Source organism: Nocardia sp. NPDC058497 (assembly GCF_042720195.1).
In the GTDB taxonomy this organism is placed as follows: Bacteria; Actinomycetota; Actinomycetes; order Mycobacteriales; family Mycobacteriaceae; genus Nocardia.
Genome location: NZ_JBHXMY010000960.1, coordinates 1 through 1,414, shown reverse-complemented (window position 1 = coordinate 1,414; position 1,414 = coordinate 1). Strand labels below are relative to the sequence as shown.

Here is a 1,414-nt window from a genome sequence, read left to right as displayed (position 1 = left end):
CCCTCACGGCCCGCCGCGCGCCCCACCGCGGCCGCGCTGTCGTCCGGGGTGGGGGCCACCATGACTCCACTGTCCGAGCGGTCGAGGGCACGGCGGGTGGCCGGGTCGCGGCGGCGAACACGCCGCACCGAGTTGCGTGCCGCGCAGGTCGGGCGACATGATGGCTCATCTGCCCGGCAGCACGCCACGCGTGCGCGATCGACCGTCAGAGGAAACCTGTGTCCGACAACGACGAGTACGGCCGCACCGCGCTCAATGCCGCGGTCGACGGGACCATCGTCGCCGTCCGCCGGATGTTCTACGTCCTGGGCGACGACATCGACCGCACCGAGGGCCCGATCGAATTCACCTTCCACAACGGATCGACGCTGCTGCTCGACGCCGGCGTCGACGGCGCGGAACTGCGGATCGGCGCGGCACCGTGGCGTGATCCGTTCGAACCGCTGGTCGACCCGGTGAATATCGAATACGTCGCCATCTCGGGCAAATACACCGCGTTCGACGTCACCGACGAGCCACCCTACGACGTGCTCGCGGGCCGCCGGGTCGACGCGGTCTCGGTCGTGCCACTGCCCGACGGCAGGCCGCAGGCCGCCACGCTGTACCTCGGCGAGGGCATGGTGAAGGCGGAGTCCATCGCCGACGAGCTGATCGTGACCCTGGTTCCGGCATGAGATCTTGTGCTCTGGATCGACTACGCGCGCTGTTCCGTCGCCGCGGCGCCGCGCACCCGGCTTTCGCGACGACACCGCTGCGCCCGGAATTCACCGGCGAACACCTGCCGGGGAACCGGGTCTGGGGCGACAGTCACGTCGCCTATCTCGGCGCGACCGACCGCGCGCGATTCCGCCTGCACGCGCGCGACGGACTCCTGTACACCGCCGACGGGGCCCTGTTCGACACCACCGCGGCGAGCACCCTGTGGTCCCCGGCCGGCGGCCGCGCGATCTTCGTCATGGATGCCGACGGGATCATCTACAGCTCACCCCGGCACCTGCTCGGCCGGTTCCACCATTCCAGCTTCCTTGCCGGTGGCCCCGTCGCCGCCGCGGGCGAGCTGGTCGCGCGCAACGGGCGGATCGTGATGGTCTCCGATCACAGCACGCACTACCGCCCGGCTCCCCGATTCACCAACCAGATCCTGGATAGCCTTCGCGCACAAGGCATTCCGGCCGACGCCGTGTCCGTCGAGTTCCATTTCGCCGAGCAGACCGGAACCTAGGGCACTGTCGAAGTCCGCCGACGGCGGACATGCGCTGAGCGTTCACCACACGCTCCGATCGTCCCGATTTCGACCGATCGGCGCGATAGTGAACGTTCAGCGCGGTGGTGGACGGAATCGCGGGTGGCGACTCGGCTGCTGCCGAGGGGGGCCGAAGAGGTGTCACGGGGCGCGGTTACCCGCGAGGGGGTG

2 protein-coding genes are annotated in these 1,414 nt (G+C 69.8%); both read left to right on the top strand.

Annotated features, from left to right (window positions below; translation table 11 throughout):
* The first annotated feature begins 218 nt into the window (after positions 1 to 218).
* Entirely contained in the window at positions 219 to 674 is a 456-nt protein-coding gene (locus tag ACFWPJ_RS32850; RefSeq protein WP_378857415.1) for a hypothetical protein, read from the top strand.
* On the top strand, positions 671 to 1,222 hold the full coding sequence (locus ACFWPJ_RS32845; protein ID WP_378857413.1) for a hypothetical protein: 552 nt from the start codon (positions 671 to 673) through the stop codon (positions 1,220 to 1,222). Before ACFWPJ_RS32850 ends, ACFWPJ_RS32845 begins: the two co-directional genes overlap by 4 nt.
* Positions 1,223 to 1,414: the final 192 nt, after the last annotated feature.